Origin of the sequence: Aurantiacibacter xanthus (genome assembly GCF_003584015.1) — a bacterium.
Lineage (GTDB): Bacteria > Pseudomonadota > Alphaproteobacteria > Sphingomonadales > Sphingomonadaceae > Alteraurantiacibacter > Alteraurantiacibacter xanthus.
This window is the reverse complement of record NZ_QXFM01000136.1, coordinates 1-2,191: the sequence shown is the minus strand read 5'-3', so window position 1 is coordinate 2,191 and position 2,191 is coordinate 1. Positions and strand designations below refer to the sequence as shown.

The following is a 2,191-nucleotide window of genomic DNA, read 5'->3' as shown; positions in this document are numbered from 1 at the left end:
ACCTGTTCGGTGAGCTGCGCATGGTCGGTCGGTTCTCGAATGGCGAAGCGATCTTCGAGCGCTCCCGATCCAACTGCGACACCGGGTCCTGATCCTGCCTCATCCCTCTCCGCCGGGAGAGGCCCTTGGGCCGGTCGGGGCGAGCCGCAACCTGCGGCCCGTCGGCCCGTGTTGCCCGCGCCAGCCTAGGGCCGCAGGTTTCCCGCTACGCGGTGCGTCTTGCCCCTTTCCCCGGCCCTGATCGGGCTCCGGCGGACAGGCCCGAGGCAATGGTGCCTCCTCTCCTTGTCCCCGCGATCAGGAGACACCCCATGTACGACAGCTTCATCGACCAGTTGAGCGGCCTTGACCTTTCAGGCCTCAGCATCAGGCCGGCCCCATTCAGCGAAACCGACTTTCCCTGCGAGGACGCGATCGAGCAGACGCTTGGCGCCGTATGGTCCGACCTCTTCGCGATGTTTTCCGACACTGCCCTGGAAGCCGATGCTGAGGATATTGCCTGGGGCATGGTCAATCTGTTCCACCGCGCAGCCAGCCGCAAGTCGGCTCAACTTGATCGGGCAAGCGACGAGATCCGGGCCCTCCTCGCATCAGCCGATGGCTCCGAAGTGCATTCGAGCAATCTCGAAGAACAGGTCGAACGCGCGCAGGCTGCCGAAGCCAGCATGCTGGCCTTCGAGCAGATGCGTGAGGCGGCGGCAGCACTATACCGCGACGAGACCGGTTCCTCGTGGAAGCCCGTTTCCGGGTCGCGCACGAGCCATTCGCGCAATCTCACTTCGGCCGTAATCGATGCCCGCGATTTCCTTCGCGCACGTGCTGAGAACCGGCGCCATGCCCTGATCCCGGAAGGAACTCCGGTCGTTTTCTCCGGTGGTCGCCAGAGCTTCGAGAGCGCCGAGGATGCGCGTATCTACGCCGAAAATATCTGGGCGACGCTCGACAAGGTTCGCGATGCGGTTCCCCATCTCTTCCTGGTCCATGGCGGCGACGGCAAGGGTGCCGATCGCCTCGCCGCGAGCTGGGCCGAGCGTCGCGAAATCCAGCAGCTGACCTATTCGCTCGATCGTCGACTTGGTGCCCGCGCTGGGTTCAAGCGCAACGAGCAGATGCTCTCACTCAATCCGCGCTACGTCGTCGCCTTTCCGGGCAATGGCGTGACCGAGCGGCTGGTGATCGATGCCAAGATGCGCCGGATCACCGTGGTCGATCGTCGCGGCCTCTTGGGCACTTCTCCTGGGTCCTGAGGGGCCCTTCATCATCTTCATCTGAATTGCCTGGATGTGCATTCGGCGCCGACCCGACTAAGGACCGGTCATGCAACTTGACGATCTGCTGCAGCGCTACTTTGCCACCACCGACCTCACCGGGGTTGCCCCCGACACCTTTGCGGCCGGTATTGAACATTGCCGGGTCGATCTCGGCCTTGAGGAGGACCGGGGCAAGCGCTTTGCACTGTGGTCGTTCCTGCACATGTTCGGGTCCGCCCCCGATCTCGATGTGGCGTTTGAGAACGAGGAAGACCGGGAGGCAGCCCGCAACTTCATGGATCTCCTGGCGGCATCGGAGGGCGAAGGGGTAAACTGATTGCAGCTGGGTCTTGGCACCGTCAGACCCACACCCGACACCCATCCGGCTTTCTTCGCGAACAGTCCTGAATCAGGTCAGCTGAGGACAGCAACCCGTTCCTTTCCGGCCGTGTTGTCGCGCTTCGCGCGCCTGCCCGCACCACCCGTCATGAACAGGTTTCCCTTCGGCCCTTCAGGCCTCAGGTGCAGTCCTCCCATGCCCTGCTTCTTCTGGATGTTCGCAAGCCGGAGATGGTCTCCGGTTTGAGGAACTGAAGGACTACTATCATGACCAATATCGCAATCCTCACCGGCCGCATCGCTCGCGATCCGGACACCCGCGAGACCAAGGGCGGCACCAATGTCACCGGGATCACCGTCGTCACCGATCGCCCCGCTCGCGACAAGGACGGCAAGACCTACAAGGACGAGAACGGCTACACCGCCAAGGAAAGCGAGTTCCACCGGGTGACCTGCTTCAACGGCCTCGCCAAGACCGTCGGCCAGTACTGCTCCAAAGGCCAGCTGGTAAGTGTCCAGGGCCGCATCCACTACACCCAGTGGGAGGACAAGGACGGGGTCACGCGCTACGGCACCGAGATCCTCGCCGACAAGGTCGACTT

At 63.2% G+C, this 2,191-nt stretch carries 3 protein-coding genes; all 3 read left to right on the top strand.

The genetic code is table 11. The features are described from left to right. Window positions 1-311: 311 nt before the first annotated feature. Window positions 312-1,247, top strand: a complete 936-nt coding sequence (locus tag D2V17_RS17195) for a DUF2493 domain-containing protein (protein WP_119594254.1) — start codon at window positions 312-314, stop codon at window positions 1,245-1,247. Between the two features lie 70 nt (window positions 1,248-1,317). Then, on the top strand, window positions 1,318-1,587 hold the full coding sequence (locus D2V17_RS17190; protein WP_119594252.1) for a hypothetical protein: 270 nt from the start codon (window positions 1,318-1,320) through the stop codon (window positions 1,585-1,587). 269 nt (window positions 1,588-1,856) lie between these two features. Continuing rightward, window positions 1,857-2,191, top strand: a 335-nt coding sequence (locus D2V17_RS17185; protein WP_147367457.1) for a single-stranded DNA-binding protein, incomplete at its 3' end; no start/stop codon positions are given.